The following is a 15,597-nucleotide window of genomic DNA, read 5'->3' on the forward strand; positions in this document are numbered from 1 at the left end:
TAATTCCTCCGATTTTTTAATTTATATTTTGAACCCCTTGTAAATCCTAACGTAATAAAGTTTATTTGGGTTCGTATTTAAATAAAAATAACGTAAAAATCACATTTCTTGCTTTTGGTTGATATCTAGGATCTTGCCGAAGTGGATTCTGACCTTCTCATTCGCACTTTTTTTCATACGTTCTGTTACATGAGTGTAAATTTTCAAAGTTGTTTTTGAATCACCATGACCTACTCGATGCATAATAGTCTTAAGGTCCACTCCAACCTCAGTCAACAGACTGATATGCGTGTGCCGTAAGATATGAGGGGTTGCATGTTTTTTAATGGATGTTTTTTTCATGATACGTTTCATTCTGTCAATTATATTCTTTTGCACGTATGGATATCCATTGTCGTGACAAAAAATAAACTTTCCATTATGGTAATCATCAGCCTGCTGACAGTATCTTTGGTGACGTATAACTTGTTTTTCCTTATAAGACTTTAACATTTCGATAATACTTTCGTCTAGATCAAACGTGCGAATGGAACTTTTTGTCTTCGGTGGGTTTAGCTTATAATCACGCATATTATTATCTGGATTATAAATTGTCTTCGTAATGCGAACATCGTAAGTTTCGAAATTAATGTCAGACCATTTTAAAGCACATAACTCCCCTGGCCTCATCCCAGAAAAAGCTAATAAATAAAAAGTTTCTAAATCACCACGTTTTCCATACAAATGGACCTTTTCTAAAAATTCCTCAAGCTCGTGCCTCTCGAAATACTTTTCTGCCAGAATATCATTTTCTATTTCCTCAACCGTACTTTCCTTTATTGGTATTACAGATCCTTCACATGGATTATCTTTTCGTAGCCCATGAACAACCGCAAAATTAAAAATCATTCCAGCTGTAATTTTTGTGCTGTTCATGCTTGAGTGGCTATATCCATTGTTATCCATATTAATCAACATTTTTTGAATATCTTTCAGTTTTATGCTGTCAATATTTGATTTGGCGAAATGGTGAAGCAAGATCTTAACGGATTTACTTCTTGTTCGCACGGTACTTGATCTAACCCCACTTTTTGAATATGTTTCTAAAAAATCAGATGCAACTTCTTCAAATCTAGTTTTCTTGGCTTTCTTAATGTCAATCCCACTTTTAAGGTTGTTAACAGCATCTTGTGCACGTTGTAAAGCTTCGTTCTTAGTATCCGCCCTGCGAGATACTTGTTGCCGTACTCCAGTTAGTGGATTAGTCGGACCCTCCAAGACACATATCCATTTATAACCTTGCTTGTTTTTTGCTTGAACTTTCGAGAAGTAAGCCATTTCTTATCCGCCTTTCGTTAAAAATTCAATGCATCGTCAATTGCTTCCATCGATAAAAATAACCTGTTAGATGTTTGGCCATGTCTGGAGGAAATTCTACCCATATCTATTGAAATAAAGCCGAAATGTTCTCGTGGAACCGAAAGATCACCGGAACTTACAATAGCTCCATCTCGAAGTGAATAACGCTGGTGATAGTCTATGCTTTTAAAGCATCCGTCCACTTCGATATAAAGCGGATTCTCCCAATCAAATCCATCACGCTGCTCAATTACAAGGGTATGAGGCCGAGATAGATCATCAAGACCATATATACCCCGAATAATTGGTTCTGTTGTATTCGGAATGGGTAAGCGTTCTTCCTTGGTCACAGCAGTATAATTAAATGCTGAAAGGAATTCTGAACTTGTAATACGTTCGCGAATCTGCCGTAAACGCTGCAAAGCTAATTCTGGCGAGACCTGAAACATCTTCGCGATTTTGCCAGCGGCTTCTTCCTCTCCTGGGGGAAGCACTAACTGCTCAAGCATGAAGAAGGGAAGGGATGCATACATACAAAAGCGCTCAGCATCAGCCTCTTGCATCTGGCGAAAGAGTGTTGGCATAAAACGCTGGTCTCCAGCATGACGGACTACGTGAGCGAGTTCGTGAAAAAAACTTTTGCGTTGATTCTCATAACTATCAAGATAACTAAGAAAAATCACTTTCTGTTCGTTGTCCGAGAAAGCTTGAAGTTTCCCAATAATTATGTCGACTTCAAAAATATTAGCGATAGTCTCAATTGACAGATCAGTAGGTTTGAGTAGATTGTTTTCTATGTAAATATTCTCAATTGTTTGCTCCAGCGGAGTTTTGAAGTATTCATATAAATTCATGTTATATCCTCCAATGTGGGTACATATGTTCTGTTTTTTATTGAAAAGAAAAGCCATTGCTGGCCAATAAAAAATAATTATTTGTTTTTTTCTGCTTCGCGAACAGCACGTTCTTTCATTTCACGGTAACGCCTCACAGCAGATTCGGCTTCTTCTAGTTCGTCCTCAGTCCAACTTTGAGGGCCTCCATAAAAGGATAAGTTCATTTCTGTTTTTTTACGGATATTTGTTCTTCCACTGAGATAATCAGTATCGCACTCAAAAATATCAGCAATTTTATTTAATGTATCAACAGGAGGCAGTTTTGTTCCATTCTCATAAGCAGTATAAGTAGATCTAGCAATTCCTATAAGATCAGCTACATACTCTTGAGTCCACTTAGAATCTTTATATTTTAAAGATTCTCTCTCTCCCTTAACTCGTTTTCCGACTATCTCCATTATCTCCACGGACACAACTATATCATCGTTCTCGTTCAAAACATCGCTCTCTGGTGCAAATCCAGCAAGCAGCAATAATTCATTAACATTAGAACCTTCAAGCGCGTTTGCTATATTGATTATCTTGTCTCTTGATGCCTGATACCTATTGTTCTCGATTGAACTGATAAATGAATAACTGACCTTTGATTTCTTTTCGAGATCTCTTAAAGACATATCATTCTTCAATCGAAGTTCTTTTATTTTTTTCCCAAGAATAAGTGTATTCTTCATCTCAACATCACCTAAGTATATTTTAAACGTTTTGTATTACGAAACACAACGTAATATGATAAACATGTTCTTATTTTCAAAACATGTGTTGACAAACAAAACAGCCAGGGGTTATTATATGTTTAGAATTACAAAACAGATTGTGAGGTGATCACATGAGTAAAGTATTAGGAAACAATATTGCTGTCATTCGTAAAGAGAAAAAGATAACTCAACAAGAATTGGCTGATTCTATTGAGATGGAGCGAACCTCCTTGTCTCAAATTGAAACTGGAGCGTATAACCCTAGTGCTGACACTATGAGAAGAATATCTGATGCTCTAAAGCGTCCTTTAGGTGATATTTTTTTTAATCCGGATGTGTTGAAATTCGAAACAAGTACTTTCGTAGACAAACACTCAGTACCTAAGGATATGGTCTAAGGGGAACATCAACTGAATTACGCGAAGCAGTTGTATGAACCATAAAACTATAGAAAGGTCAGTCAAACGCTTCAAGAAGGCTCTGCACTTCACAGCATGTGGGCTGATCAAAGCCAAACTCGTTATGTACTGATCAGTTTTAAAGGAGGAAATCTTAATGTCCGTTGCAGTAATAGAAGTTGAAGATCTAAAACTATGGATTCGAGAAGCTGTGGCGGAGGCGTTAAAAGATCATCTTATTAACGAGCTACCGCCCTTCCTAACCCGAAAACAATTTATGGAGTTGATGGATATTGGCGAGTCGAAAACAGCAGAACTTTTCAATCGTCCAGATTTTCCTGTCAATCGTGAGTTCGGGAATCCAAGGGTTCCAACTCACCTGTTGATGAGATGGGTGGACGAGCACACCGTGTGGGTTAATAACCACGCTGGTGATGGCTGGAAAAATCGTAAAAAAGCTATGTGAAGAGAAAACCCACCGTGCTATACGGGCTGCGGCGGGCGGGGAATTCTTGGGCAAGGGGAATTGCTTAATAAAAGCATACATCATTCCCTTGTCCAATAGCACCTAACTAATTTGGACAAATAAGGGGGCAATTAAGGTGGCAATTGGACAATTTCCTGTAGCACTTGCAGAAGTGCTTAAAAGAACAGGCGATTCATACCAAAAGGCTGGACAAGCTGCACATGTTGACGGTTCACAGATAGGGAAAATCATAAGCGGTACTCGTAAGCCATCTAAGCCAGTTATGCAAGCCGCAGTCAGACACTATGATGATATTCAGTTGATTATTGGTGCAGCAGAAGAGGTTACAGGTGGTGCGTGTGTACCTTACTTAGATGGCGCTGACTTACATCCAAGTTCAACATACATAAAAACAATCGAAGAGATGCAGGAAGCATTACTGGCTTTGCAGTCAATTCCAATCACTAAAAGATCAGACCAGTTGACGCCTGCTGATCACGAGAACGTCAAAAATGGACTAATGGAGCAAATTGAAGCCATAACGGCACTCACACATAATACAGCAGTCCTTTGTCGGAAATATGATATTTCTTACCTTGGATTATGGGCGGATCATCGAAATGAACTGAGACAAAAAAAATATATGAATTGAGGAACTGTAATGGAGAGAAGCGCATTGATTTCCGAAGCAATAACAACCGGAAAGAACGCCCCGTATAACTTGCGGATGATTCGGAAGAATCCTGAAATAATGCTGCAGGGGAAAGTTGGAGATGCAGAAGCTTACCTAAATAACATGATTCGTATTGCGAAACTAGAAATGAAAAACGACCGCCGGCTAGGGCAGTCGCAGTTGAGAACCCATCTTAAGAGTCTCGTTGTGTCTATTTTAAGCGATGCCCCCCGTAAAAGCAAGGAGGTAACAGCTTGAGTAAACAAGACGAAATTCAGTTTGTCAAAGATCTTGCTGAATTGTATGTGAGACGCAGAAATGAGTGGTCTTGTGCTATAGACCAGGTGCTGGAAACGGAGATTACCGCTGCGAACAATCAGGTCATGAGTTCTGTAGAAAACTTTTATCTTGCAGACAGGCATCAACAAAAAGCTTCGGGCAGGTGGGATCAAATGGTCGAGTTTGTAAGACTTCTGCCAAATGATCTAAAAGGACTCGTATTACAAGAGATAGACAGGATCAAATGAAAAAGGGCTTCGGCCCCTGTCTTGGAATGTCGGACCTTAGAAATAACCTTCCTCCGTCCGGGATTCCAAGATGCGGCTGACGCATCAAAATTTAATTTGAAAGGGGAATGGCATTATGATACCTGATCACTTACTTCAGGATCGTTACTGGCGGGGGCTGCTTCATATCTTTATGAATCATAACAAGCTTAAACAATTATTGTCGAAACCGGAATTTGTTGATTTTGAAGAACTTACTGTCCACGTGGATGAATTGATTAAAGCTTCAAAAGGTTGGAGTCCTTCCGAGAGATTTATGCTCACATGTGCTCTTCATTTATTCAATGGCATCAACAAAATTGATCTTTCACAGGCAGACCGTTTAGATGACAAGAGTACAGCAATCCTGCGAGAAGCTCTGCAACTTCGCTTAGCGAGATAAGGAGGCGATTGATATGCTTCTTGTTCTCAAGGGTGATACAGTCCTAACAAGCTGTGGCCTGTCCGGTGAGGTACTGGATATATGGGGCATTGCCCGACCTTGGGCTAAGCTTCGAAAGGACAATGGAGAATTAGCATTCATCCTGCGTACGAATGTCACAGAAATTATAAATCGCCCCAAACCGAAGAAGGGAAAACGATGATTATAACAGAGGTGAGCTTATGCCAACAGATAGCTTTCCTTTTCCGATCTTCTCCGGGTTATTTTCGCCGCAACACTATGAAAAAATAGGATCGGCGATATGGCTATTCGCTTGGTGTGTTAGCTCCACGACTAAGGAAGTCGAAGAGGACGGAACTGTTTGGGGACTTGTCCTGGGTGGCAAGCCGATGAAGCTTTCTGAAATCGGTGAGAACTTTGGGGTTACCGATAAAAGCATCAGCAGATGGATAAGTGATCTCCAGAACCACGGTTACATCCATATCACTAGAGCGCCCAGGGGTTTGATCATAAAGGTTAGGAAGTCCAAGAAAGGCATATTGAAGAGATCAGACAAAAATGTCCGTTCGCAGGATAATGATCAGACAGAAATGTCCGTTCACAGCGAAAGTGATAAGACAATTTTGTCCGATCAGTCCGACAGTGATCAGACATATTTGTCCATTCACAATGACAGTGATCAGACATATTTGTCCGTTCACGATGACAGTGATCAGACAAAAATGTCCGATCATGAAGCGATTTTAACGAGTGATCAGACAATATTGTCCGATGCAAAAGATATTAAAGATCTTATTACTACTACTACTATTTTAGAAAATGAGTTTTCAGAAGAAATTAGCCCAGATCCTAAAACGGACGGGATGATTGCAATTTTAAACGCTTATTGCAAATTGCATGAAAAATTCGACATTCACGTCTCCACAAATGATCGCGAAGCCATGGGTAAGATGGTCGCCGCAGGGATGCCAGTACCCTTTACCATCACAACTATGGAGAGCCAATACAAGGCAAAGCGAAAACGCGAGGGAGAAGATTTCGAGCAGCCAAACAGTTTTACTTATTACGTGAAAGGCTTGAAATCAGCATGGCGGAACGCTAACAAGACTACGAAGCCTAAAGGGTCATTAACCCAAACACCACTGTCAGCACCGCCGCAGCGACTAACCAAGCAGCAGCAAGAGCTTGCAGACCTTAAACGTCGAGCAAAGGAGGCAAAGCAGCTTGAAGAGAGCACAAGTTATTGATCTACTCATTAAGCTCAAGGAAGAATACGCACATCAGATTGATACCAGTGACACAGAAATAGACCGGCTCCATGAGAACCTTAAAGATTTCCCGTTTGACGTAGCCTGTAAAAACGTGGAGCAGCACATGCTTACAAATCCGTGGCCGCCGAAGATTGCACAGATCCGTGGTGGTGTGGGTGATTTACGAGATCAGCGAAAAGCCAAGGATCAGACAGCGGAGTATTTTGCAGAAAGGGACAAGGCTCAAGCTGCTGCTAAAGCTATGCCCGCCGGATGGAAGGAGGAACTTTATGCGCGACTTAAATCGGGAACAACCGCACGACATTGAAGCCGAATGGTCTATCCTTGGAGCGATCATGATTGATAACACAGGAGAAGCGATAGATAAGGCGATTTCTATAGCGCCGGAAGTATTCTATGATCCGATGAACCGGACAATCTTCTCAGGAATGGTGGATCTTCACAGTGCCGGTGAAGAAATTGATATTCGCTCTCTTACAGGGATAATGCTTCAGCGTAAGAGCCTAGATAAGGTTGGCGGCGTTCATCATCTTACCCGTATAGCCCGTTCTTCTCCAACAGCAGCGAATATCGAATATTTTATTGGCATCATAAATAGCAAATTCACCTTACGTCAAGCCCTGAAGGATGCTCATGCACTCATTGATATGGTGTATGAAAGCGAGGATGCCGATAGTGTCGTGTCCTACGCCCTCACCAAGTCAGCCGCACTTTCTGATCAGTCTGTCTCAAAGCAAGATTTTAAATCCACCAGAGTAATCGGAATGGCGCTGATTGATACGATCGAGCAGCGTGTAAGCAACCGACTCAGTGGAACCATTAGCGGGAGAGAGACCGGATTTGTGGATTTGGATAAGCTGACAGGTGGATTTCAAAAGCAGGATCTAGTTATAGTGGCAGCTCGTCCATCCGTTGGTAAAACGGCATTTGCCTTAAATATTGCTCAAAATGCGGCTGCGATATCGGATGATCCGATTGCAGTGTTCAGCTTAGAAATGTCAGAGCAGCAGCTCATGCAGCGCATGGTCTGTGCTGAGGTTAACCTCGACGCTAATGACTTGAGAATGGGCGATATTACTAGTGACGATGATTGGGGCAAATTGACAATTGGCATTTCTTCTCTTGCAGACAAGAACATTTTCATTGCTGACGATCCAGTAGTCACCGTGCATGATATTCGAGCCAAGTGTCGCCGTTTGAAAAGAGAACAAGGCCTTGGAATGATCATCATTGATTACTTGCAGCTGATTCAGGGAAGTAGTGGGAAACGTGGGGAAAATCGACAACAAGAGGTTTCGGAAATTTCCCGAGTGTTGAAGCAGATTGCCCGTGAATTGGATGTGCCGGTTATAGCGTTGTCTCAGCTCAGTCGGAATGTTGAACAGCGCCAGGACAAACGTCCGATTATGAGTGACCTTCGTGAATCAGGTTCAATTGAACAGGATGCCGATATTGTCGCTTTCCTTTATCGGGATGATTATTACAACCAGGAATCCGAGAAGAAAAACATTATCGAAATCATCATATCTAAGCAGCGTAATGGTCCTACTGGAACGGTTGAACTTCTGTTCCTCAAGAATTTTAATAAGTTCATAAATTACGGACGAGCGCATGCCAATAACTTGCCGCAGCCAGCCTGAGAATATAGAAAGCCGGGCATTGGTGCAGAGTAGAACAAACTGTGAAGGAGTGAAACGACAAATGTCATATAAATATCATATCTCCCCTGAAGACTATGAACAGGCAGCCCTTAACGGTATCAAACGCAGGACGCTAGAATGGCGTGTTCGAGATGGTGGATGGGACATGAAACGTGCGACTACAATACCTCCACGAAAATTGAATAGTCGTCCTGAATGGGTGAAAATCGCAACTGAAAATGGTATCCCGTATCAAATCTTCATTAATCGTGTAAGTGCAAAATGGTCATTAGAACGTGCGGCTACTGAACCACTATGGACTAATGAAAAGCGCATTGAACAGATGAAGAAACATAATCCTGCAAAACGTAAATATCCAGAAAAATTAATCAAGCAGGCAGAAAGTATCGGGATTTCCCGAAGAACTTTTTATGCGCGAGTTAACTATGGTTGGTCTTTAGATAAATCTGTATCTACACCACTTGTTCCGCCAGGGAGCCAAAGTCCAGGGGTATATCACCCTTGGAGAACGGAAAATGGATTGTTTTTCATGAGCAAACAAGAGAAAAGATATGTGCAGCATGGGCAGAGGTACTAAGAGAAAAGGGATGAACGGTAGACGCAAACTGTGAACTAATAGGGCACCGAAGTGCCCAACAAGTTTCTATTATTTTTCTGGTGTGAAAGTAAAGGTTTCTTTGTACTTTCTATGATGGGTTTCGTTGTTTGAAGGTTTTCCGTACCAGCTAATTTCGATTTGAAGTTCCTTTGAATCAACTGAAATAGGGAAGTTAGAAAAGTCGACTAACTCACCATGTTTAAAATTCTTATGATGATCGTCTGAAATGCTTAATCCATACTTTGTTTGGGTATTTGGTTCATCTCTATAGGAGTTAAATACGACATTTTCTAATCCAGCTCCGATATTGGTGATGATAATGTTGTACATTTCACTTTCATTTTCACGAGGTTTTGACATCTTGGAGGTATATTTCTCAACTTTTTTGATTTCAACTTTCCACTGATCAGATTGTTTTGATGTAGGTGTTTTGTAGAGATCATTTGATGCTACGGCAGCATATGGAGAAATTCCAACGGCTATAAAGCAAAAAACAAAGAGAATTATTAGTTTTTTCAGCATTGTTGCCTCCTGTGAAATAAACAATTTTTGATTAGTATCTCTTTAAGAAGAAAAAATATTCTATTGCACAGTACGAAGATATACGTCATTAAAAATGGAGGCGGATGAATTGAAAGCCGGGGAAATTAGAAAATTTGGTTATCGAGTAAATGGCTTCATCATTAATGAACTAGCCCGGGTCATCAGTACGCATAAAGTTACTTCTGGCCTCAAGGTTGTTGAAGCTGAGTTTAGAAATGGTACAGTCCGTAAATATTCACGGCAGCATTTGCCGAATGATTGAGCAAAGGAAGGTATTCGCAATGATACGTAAAATCATCTGCAAATTGCTAGGACATAAGATCGTCAATAAGAACGGAACTTGGCACAGCTATTGTTTGCGATGCGGTAAAGAGAAGGTTTGGGGAATGGATTGAAACAATTGGTGAAGGAGTGAAAGTGATGGATAAAAATGATGCGCTACATCTCATTAAACAAGCGTTTGAGAAAAACCTTAAGGATGGGTTATTGAACCTACAGGTTAAATGGCTAATTGATCAGGCTGAAACACTTCAAATAATAGCTAATCGTTGGATTGAAATCGAATCAAACGGAACAAAAGAAGAAGCTGATGATTTCTATACCTTTGTTCAAGATACGCTATCAAGTAACAGTTAAGTAACTTCGCAGTTTGAAGACACTGTAAAAGGAGGTTTGCACTATATGAGTGTCTTATCCCCAATCCATCCACATGCGGTGCAAATGATTAATGTCGCTCTTAGCGAAATAGTCCGTAAAGGAGGAAAGGTTGAGCGCATGCATCTGCATGTCTGCCCACGGTCAGAACTAGCTCAGCATCAGGTCATTCAGACAGCTTTCGGTTACTTGCGGATTCATTTAAATGATTTTGTTCCTAAAGGATATTCTTATGTACTGGAAGATCCAGGCGGAGATAAGAGAGGATTTGCTTGGGTATCAATACCTAAGGATGCGAGGATAATGGAGAATCGGCAAAAGGAGGCGTAGAAGTGATCATCAAAACAGTCAAAAATATTAATTCGCCAGCTGGAAGTATTGTTTCAGGAGTGTCATTCCGGGCGCAGCGTGAAAAGAATGGGTACAGCATAACATTCGGAGAATTCAAAGGTCAGTATATCCCAGCATCATCAGCAATCATAATCAGCGATATTGTTCTAGACGAAGACGGGAAAATGCCGCGTGGATCTAGATATGCATAATGGACAAAGCAAAGACCCCTTATCCTTGGTCGGGCGGGGTCGATAAACGGTAAATAATACCTCAAACCCATTATAACACAAAGGGGAATGAGGGGAATGGCAATGGTATGGGGACAAGGGGAATTGTTTCCGAGTGCAAATAAAATGGATGTCACGGTTATCAAAATGCTGCTTCGCAAATATCCCAAAATGGTAGAGATCGTTAATGGACTACAAGAGAGAGAAGAGCTTACTTCTTATGAAGAGGCCATTCTAAAAAAGTGGGTCCCAACAATCAGAAACATAGAATTGGCGATAGAGTCTATTTTGGATCCAGAAATCAAACAAATTATGAAGTATAGGTTTATTAACCGAAATCCTAGAAAAGCAGCTGTCATAAAGTGGTCTTCATTTACAGGACGGTCATTAGACCGAAAGATTCAAGAAGGTACAGAATCAGTAGCTGGAACGTTGAAATTGCTCGGTATTAGCACAGAATCAATAGCTGAGACATTGAAATTGCTTGGCACTATCTAAAACGTGTCTGTAACCTGTCTGTTTTACGTCTGTTTCGCGTCAACATTACGTCTGTATATTAGATTTACAGTAGGGACATAGGGAAGAAGTTATTCCCGGGTGTCCCTGCTGCCCCTTATCGCCGCAGGACTCGTCAGAGCTGAGCGGTGATGATGCCTGTTGCAATAGCAACGATATTAGTGGCGGAACTGATAGCACAAGTAGCAAGTAGATGGTGCGGCGGTCTGTTACGGGGGATGAGAGTTATAGTACCACTCTCAACGCGCTCCACCCGGGCGCGGTATATTGGCATAGGGGATGTTAGTCGGTAATACCGTCCGTCACCATGCAAATACGGGATAATGCGAATAAATAAATGTGAATAATCAAAGTCGCCTTTAACGGGGCGACTTTTTATATTGGGGGAACGGCAATGTGTGAGGTTAGGAGGCACAGAGAACCACCTGCACCGAAACAGCCGGTTAACTGCAAAGGCTGCATTTGGGGAGTATGGGAGGCACCTGTTCAGTTCTGTTCTAAGCCGATCGGATGTGTAAGGGCAGACGGTGGTGATCGTGAGTGAATTTTGTTCAGCCGATTCGCGATCAAGAGACTATCGATAATATTAAGAGATTCTTTAAGAGTGAATTTGGCAAACAAGGCGAACGAAACTGCATGATGTTTGTTCTAGGCATTAATACGGGACTGCGGATTCAGGATATTTTGAAGTTCTGCAAACGGGATGTTATTGGGGATCAGATTGTGATGAACGAGATGAAGACAGGAAAAAGGAAGATTATTCAGATCAACCCAACCCTAAAGCGCGAATTAAAAAAGTATACGGCTGACATGGACATGGATGATTGCTTATTCCCATCTCGGCAAGGTGGGAAGAATAGACCCATCAAGCGCGATATGGCGTACAAGATCATGCGGAAAGCAGCGGATGAATTTGACCTTGTGGACATCGGTACTCACACCTTGCGCAAGACGTTCGGCTATCATATGTATCAAAAGACGAAGGACATTACGCTTGTGAAGCGTCTGCTGAACCATTCGAATGAGAGTATCACCATGGGTTACATTGGCATGGATCAAGATATGATGAACACGGCTATGAATCGTTTTGGCCTATAAGTTATTCATATTTAGCGAGTGTATAACTGATGCTGGAGAGGTGTTCATAAACCCTTATATATCAAGGGATAGCAGCCGCCAATCGAGTTATGCAGAATAATAAGATATGAGGAACTGCCTTTCTATGCAAAGTATGCAGTTTTAGCCGTTTTGAATGACAGTTATGAATTGAATAGCAGCAGAAAGCAGCCCTTTTAAATAAGGGTTATTTGGTGTTGGTTCCCTAAATAGACGCGTGAATATTTATACATGAGGGGGTGAAGAGGATGTGAAGCTGTGGCTTTGAAGAAATTCTGTCGGAAGAGTGGATGTAAATCACTGGTTGTAGGCGGGTATTGCGAGGATCATAAAGACCTTGATAAGCAGTATGAACAACAGAGGGGATCAGCAGCAGAGCGAGGGTACGACAGTAAATGGAAGGTGGCCCGAGCGAGGTTCTTACGAAGCCATCCTTTATGTGTTCACTGTGAATTAGCAGGCTTAGTGACCGCTGCTACAGTGGTTGACCATATCATTCCACATAAGGGAAACCTGCGCCTGTTCTGGGATGTGAGCAATTGGCAGTCACTCTGTGCATCTTGTCATGGGGTCAAGACAGTTAAAGAGGATGGAGGGTTTGGTAATGGGTAAAGTATCCCCGCCTCCTGAGGGATGGCGCAAGAGGGTCATGAAGGACGATCAAAGGATTGGATACATCGCTAGAAGGATGGAGGATCAGAGAGGGACGAGCCTTAGTGTATCCGATATAAGGGACGTATTAAGGTATTCATCCGACTATGACAATGAAAGTTCATCCTGATAGCTGGGGGTAGGGGGGTAAAATCTCTGAAAAATTTTTATATAAGAGACCGCATCGGACTTTAATTTCGTAAAAAGTCGTTTTATGAATTTTTTCAGGATTTCAGGAGGTGGCCCGGATGGGCAGAAATGCGATGCCCGTTGATCTGCAAATAGCGAAGGGCAATCCGAATAATTTGACTAAAGAGGAGATTCGGCAGCGGAAAGAAGCTGAGGTGAAACTCGGTAAAACGGATCTGGATAAACTCAGGCCGCCGTCTCTTGTTAAAACGGACGCGGTTGCTCTTGGACACTGGAAGCAGGCGTTAAAGGAATACAAGGAAGCTGCAAAAGCCGGGAGTCATCTTCTGACCAGTTCAGATGTGGGCCTGCTGGCAATGTACTGCCGGACGTATTCCGAATATGAGAAGCTGCTTCTTCAATATCAGACGATTGAGAATATCAAAATTGATACTAATATCTTTGAGGAATATTTCGACCACGCCGAAGAAGTGGAGGGCATCGAATTAAAGGCCCTGGTGTACTTGTCTCAGCTGGCTTCCCTCGAAGGCGTGCTAAAAATCGAAACGGCCATCAATAAAAAAATGGACATGCTGCTGAAAATGCAGGATCGGCTATTTCTTAATCCGTCTTCGAAGGTGAAAAATGTTCCGCAGCCGAAGAAGACGCAGGAAAAAGCAAGCAAGTTCAGCCGGTTCGGGAACCGTAGTGGATAGCGTTCGGATTTATCCATACAATACCGTTTCAGAGTTGGACCGGGTGACAGCATTCGCCCATGAAGTGGTTTCAGGTCGAATCATTGCTGGGAAGACGCAGCGTCAAGCCTGCGAACGTCACCTGCACGATTTGAAGCGGCAAGGCACGAAGGACTTCCCTTATGTGTTTGACCCGGATCGCGCTCATGACATTATTGAGTTTGCCGAAGCTTTGACCCTGGCAGAAGGTGAAGATCCGGAGCCGCTGAAGCTTTGGGGATTCCAAGATTTCATATTCGGCTCATGGAATGGCTGGCTGACGTTAGACGGATATCGAAGATTCCGCACATCCTATGTACAGTTAGCCCGCCAAAACGGGAAGTCACTAGGAAATGCCGTGCCGTCCCTGTACTACGGGAACTTCGATGGATACAACTATCCTCAAGTGTATTGCACGGCTACCAAAGAGGCGCAGGCAAGAATTGTCTTGAAGGAATGTATCAAGTTTATCAATGCTGATGCTGAGCTAGGTGGTTCGGAATACGAGGACGGGTTATTCGACGTTAAGGAATACAAGGGTGTTATCCTCTGTATGCAGACCAATGGGGAAATCAGAACCCTTGGCCGGGACACAAAGTCCATTGACGGATTTCGCCCATACTTCGCGAGCGTGGATGAATACCATCTGCACAAGGATAACCAAATGTACAAGCTGCTGGCCGATGGGACGGTCAAGCTTAAACAGTGTCTCATCTCGGTCATTACGACGGCTGGGTTTGATATCAACGGACCATGCTTTGAATTATATGAGCACTGTAAATTGATCCTGGACGGGATTCATGAAGATGAAACGCAGTTCGTCTTTATCTGTGAGCTGGATAAGGATGATGATGTTTGGGATGAAGCGAATTGGCCCAAGGCAAGTCCACTTTGGACAGAGCAGACGTTAAAGAGCCTTCGCCTAGCAGCGAAGACAGCAAAGGCGATGCAAGGTTCTGAGCTTCGCAATTTCCTCACGAAGTGGCTGAACCGATGGGTTCAGTTCTCAGACAATCAGTACATGAACCGTGAACACTGGAAAGCCTGCGCTTCCGAACTGACAATAGAGGATATGGCAGGCCGGGAATGTTACTTGGGGCTGGACTTATCGTCCGGAGGGGATTTGACTTCCGGCGTCTTGGAATTTCCTTTTGATGATGAAGCGGGAGAGCGCAAGTATTTCATTGATTCGCACAGCTGGATTCCGGCAGCTCGGGTTGCAGAGCATGTGCAAACGGACAGTGCGCCTTATGATATGTGGATTCTGGAGGGATTGCTTACGCCTACCGAAACCATGGGCGGCGTGAAGACGGATTACAAATATATCATTGCCCATTATCGGGACCTAATCCAAAAACATAATCTTAAACTGAAAGGCATCGCTTATGATCCCCATAATGCAGATGCCTTTTTGTCTGACCTGGAAGAGTTCGGAGTCGATACGGTGGAGATTATCCAAAGCGCCCGGAGCTTGAACGATGCAACCGTAGACTTCCGGCTGGAGGTTGAAGCGGGCAACGTTATTTATAACCGGCAAAGCAAGTTATTGACCTGGAGCATGGCTAATGCCAAAACAACAAGCAATAGCTTCGGCGAAATCAAGATCGATAAAGACCCGAGGGCCAAAACCAAGCGGATTGACCCGGTGGATGCCGTAATCGACAGCCACAAGCTTGTCCTTTCCATGTCGGCGAAGAATAAGAAGTCTGTTTATGAGGAACGGGATGTCCGTACCATCTAATCATTCCAG

General features: G+C 42.6%; 24 protein-coding genes. 20 read left to right on the top strand and 4 right to left on the bottom strand.

The window, feature by feature from the left end:
- Positions 1-99: 99 nt before the first annotated feature.
- From MHH49_RS30820 to MHH49_RS30830, 3 genes are all read right to left on the bottom strand, one after another.
- Positions 100-1,317 carry a tyrosine-type recombinase/integrase gene (locus tag MHH49_RS30820; RefSeq protein ID WP_036679392.1) on the bottom strand — a complete coding sequence of 406 codons (1,218 nt, stop codon included), beginning with the start codon at positions 1,315-1,317 and terminating at the stop codon, positions 100-102.
- A gap of 17 nt (positions 1,318-1,334) precedes the next feature.
- The gene (locus MHH49_RS30825) at positions 1,335-2,192 is read right to left on the bottom strand and encodes an ImmA/IrrE family metallo-endopeptidase (RefSeq protein WP_051491066.1); all 858 of its coding nucleotides are present in this window, start codon (positions 2,190-2,192) and stop codon (positions 1,335-1,337) included.
- 77 nt (positions 2,193-2,269) lie between these two features.
- Positions 2,270-2,905: a helix-turn-helix domain-containing protein gene (locus MHH49_RS30830; RefSeq protein WP_051491067.1), complete on the bottom strand. Its 636-nt coding sequence runs from the start codon at positions 2,903-2,905 to the stop codon at positions 2,270-2,272.
- 155 nt (positions 2,906-3,060) lie between these two features.
- Here MHH49_RS30830 and MHH49_RS30835 point away from each other — a divergent pair, with 155 nt between their 5' ends.
- The 11 genes from MHH49_RS30835 (at position 3,061) to MHH49_RS30885 (ending at position 8,923) form a co-directional block, all read left to right on the top strand.
- Complete coding sequence (locus tag MHH49_RS30835) at positions 3,061-3,327, top strand: helix-turn-helix transcriptional regulator (RefSeq protein ID WP_051491068.1); 267 nt, start codon at positions 3,061-3,063, stop codon at positions 3,325-3,327.
- 157 nt (positions 3,328-3,484) lie between these two features.
- Positions 3,485-3,793 carry a hypothetical protein gene (locus MHH49_RS30840; protein ID WP_036679394.1) on the top strand — a complete coding sequence of 103 codons (309 nt, stop codon included), beginning with the start codon at positions 3,485-3,487 and terminating at the stop codon, positions 3,791-3,793.
- Positions 3,794-3,929: 136 nt separating this feature from the next.
- Positions 3,930-4,445: a helix-turn-helix domain-containing protein gene (locus MHH49_RS30845; protein WP_036679396.1), complete on the top strand. Its 516-nt coding sequence runs from the start codon at positions 3,930-3,932 to the stop codon at positions 4,443-4,445.
- Between the two features lie 9 nt (positions 4,446-4,454).
- Positions 4,455-4,724 (top strand): hypothetical protein, encoded by a 270-nt coding sequence (locus MHH49_RS30850; protein ID WP_076179105.1) that lies wholly within the window; start codon positions 4,455-4,457, stop codon positions 4,722-4,724.
- Positions 4,721-4,993 carry a hypothetical protein gene (locus tag MHH49_RS30855; protein WP_036679399.1) on the top strand — a complete coding sequence of 91 codons (273 nt, stop codon included), beginning with the start codon at positions 4,721-4,723 and terminating at the stop codon, positions 4,991-4,993. The genes MHH49_RS30850 and MHH49_RS30855 overlap by 4 nt, the downstream gene beginning before the upstream one ends.
- Before the next feature lie 115 nt (positions 4,994-5,108).
- Positions 5,109-5,414: a hypothetical protein gene (locus MHH49_RS30860; protein ID WP_036679401.1), complete on the top strand. Its 306-nt coding sequence runs from the start codon at positions 5,109-5,111 to the stop codon at positions 5,412-5,414.
- A gap of 13 nt (positions 5,415-5,427) precedes the next feature.
- Positions 5,428-5,616 carry a hypothetical protein gene (locus tag MHH49_RS30865; protein ID WP_036679404.1) on the top strand — a complete coding sequence of 63 codons (189 nt, stop codon included), beginning with the start codon at positions 5,428-5,430 and terminating at the stop codon, positions 5,614-5,616.
- A gap of 19 nt (positions 5,617-5,635) precedes the next feature.
- Positions 5,636-6,661, top strand: a complete 1,026-nt coding sequence (locus MHH49_RS30870) for a hypothetical protein (protein WP_051491069.1) — start codon at positions 5,636-5,638, stop codon at positions 6,659-6,661.
- Positions 6,639-6,992, top strand: a complete 354-nt coding sequence (locus MHH49_RS30875; RefSeq protein ID WP_036679406.1) for a hypothetical protein — start codon at positions 6,639-6,641, stop codon at positions 6,990-6,992. Before MHH49_RS30870 ends, MHH49_RS30875 begins: the two co-directional genes overlap by 23 nt.
- Positions 6,955-8,325: a replicative DNA helicase gene (gene dnaB, locus MHH49_RS30880; protein ID WP_036679408.1), complete on the top strand. Its 1,371-nt coding sequence runs from the start codon at positions 6,955-6,957 to the stop codon at positions 8,323-8,325. The genes MHH49_RS30875 and dnaB overlap by 38 nt, the downstream gene beginning before the upstream one ends.
- A 61-nt stretch (positions 8,326-8,386) precedes the next feature.
- Positions 8,387-8,923, top strand: coding sequence for a hypothetical protein (locus MHH49_RS30885; RefSeq protein ID WP_051491070.1), 537 nt, complete (start codon positions 8,387-8,389; stop codon positions 8,921-8,923).
- Between the two features lie 69 nt (positions 8,924-8,992).
- Here the strand turns inward: MHH49_RS30885 and MHH49_RS30890 are convergent, their stop codons facing one another.
- Complete coding sequence (locus tag MHH49_RS30890) at positions 8,993-9,466, bottom strand: hypothetical protein (protein ID WP_036681919.1); 474 nt, start codon at positions 9,464-9,466, stop codon at positions 8,993-8,995.
- Between the two features lie 109 nt (positions 9,467-9,575).
- Between MHH49_RS30890 and MHH49_RS30895 the strand changes: the two genes are divergently transcribed.
- The 9 genes from MHH49_RS30895 (at position 9,576) to MHH49_RS30935 (ending at position 15,588) form a co-directional block, all read left to right on the top strand.
- Positions 9,576-9,749 carry a hypothetical protein gene (locus tag MHH49_RS30895; protein ID WP_155986558.1) on the top strand — a complete coding sequence of 58 codons (174 nt, stop codon included), beginning with the start codon at positions 9,576-9,578 and terminating at the stop codon, positions 9,747-9,749.
- A 158-nt stretch (positions 9,750-9,907) separates the two neighbouring features.
- Positions 9,908-10,123 carry a hypothetical protein gene (locus MHH49_RS30900; protein WP_036681165.1) on the top strand — a complete coding sequence of 72 codons (216 nt, stop codon included), beginning with the start codon at positions 9,908-9,910 and terminating at the stop codon, positions 10,121-10,123.
- Between the two features lie 45 nt (positions 10,124-10,168).
- A complete protein-coding gene (locus MHH49_RS30905; protein ID WP_036681169.1) occupies positions 10,169-10,471 on the top strand; it encodes a hypothetical protein in 303 nt (100 codons plus the stop codon).
- Between the two features lie 2 nt (positions 10,472-10,473).
- Positions 10,474-10,683, top strand: coding sequence for a hypothetical protein (locus tag MHH49_RS30910; protein WP_036681171.1), 210 nt, complete (start codon positions 10,474-10,476; stop codon positions 10,681-10,683).
- 96 nt (positions 10,684-10,779) lie between these two features.
- Positions 10,780-11,199 carry a hypothetical protein gene (locus MHH49_RS30915; protein WP_036681173.1) on the top strand — a complete coding sequence of 140 codons (420 nt, stop codon included), beginning with the start codon at positions 10,780-10,782 and terminating at the stop codon, positions 11,197-11,199.
- 558 nt (positions 11,200-11,757) lie between these two features.
- Positions 11,758-12,315 carry a site-specific integrase gene (locus tag MHH49_RS30920; protein ID WP_036681174.1) on the top strand — a complete coding sequence of 186 codons (558 nt, stop codon included), beginning with the start codon at positions 11,758-11,760 and terminating at the stop codon, positions 12,313-12,315.
- Positions 12,316-12,591: 276 nt separating this feature from the next.
- Positions 12,592-12,945 carry an HNH endonuclease gene (locus MHH49_RS30925; protein WP_081383587.1) on the top strand — a complete coding sequence of 118 codons (354 nt, stop codon included), beginning with the start codon at positions 12,592-12,594 and terminating at the stop codon, positions 12,943-12,945.
- A 287-nt stretch (positions 12,946-13,232) separates the two neighbouring features.
- On the top strand, positions 13,233-13,829 hold the full coding sequence (locus MHH49_RS30930; RefSeq protein ID WP_036681176.1) for a P27 family phage terminase small subunit: 597 nt from the start codon (positions 13,233-13,235) through the stop codon (positions 13,827-13,829).
- Between the two features lie 34 nt (positions 13,830-13,863).
- Complete coding sequence (locus MHH49_RS30935; protein WP_179087101.1) at positions 13,864-15,588, top strand: terminase large subunit; 1,725 nt, start codon at positions 13,864-13,866, stop codon at positions 15,586-15,588.
- Positions 15,589-15,597: the final 9 nt, after the last annotated feature.

Source organism: Paenibacillus sp. FSL F4-0122 (assembly GCF_038002845.1).
Lineage (GTDB): Bacteria > Bacillota > Bacilli > Paenibacillales > Paenibacillaceae > Paenibacillus_AQ > Paenibacillus_AQ odorifer.